The sequence below is a fragment of the Stenotrophomonas sp. P5_B8 genome (assembly GCF_054049855.1).
Genome location: NZ_JBFULO010000881.1, coordinates 1 through 549 on the forward strand (window position 1 = coordinate 1; position 549 = coordinate 549).

A 549-nucleotide genomic window follows, 5' to 3' on the forward strand; every position below is an offset into this window, starting at 1 on the left:
ATCGGCGCGCCGATCACCCTGCGCGGGCTGGATACCGACAAGGAAGTGATCACCGAAACCACGATCCAACCGGCCAGCCCGGAAGAAGTCGCCGGTACGGTCGCGGTCATGGGCGGCGAAGACTGGCAGATGTGGATCGATGCGCTGCTGGAGGCCGGCGTGCTGGCGGAAGGCGCCACGACCACCGCCTTCACCTATGTCGGCGAAGAGATCACCCAGGCCATCTACTGGAACGGCTCGATCGGCGCGGCCAAGAAGGACCTGGACACCAAGGTGCTGGGCCTGCGCGCGAAGCTGGAGAAGATCGGCGGCGACGCGCGCGTGTCGGTGCTCAAGGCCGTGGTCACCCAGGCCAGCTCAGCCATTCCGACCATGCCGCTGTACCTGTCGCTGCTGTTCAAGGTCATGAAGGCCAAGGGCACCCACGAGGGCTGCATCGAACAGCTCGATACGCTGTACGACATTCTCTACGGCGGCAAGGACGCGGGCACGGCGATCGAGCGCCTGCGCCATGACCTGGTTGCCGACGGCGGTCGCAAGGTCGAACTG

General features: G+C 65.6%; 1 pseudogene. It reads left to right on the forward strand.

Going from position 1 to position 549, the window contains the following annotated elements:
* Positions 1 to 549: pseudogene (locus ACXJKH_RS21975) on the forward strand (bifunctional NADH-specific enoyl-ACP reductase/trans-2-enoyl-CoA reductase); the annotation flags it as partial.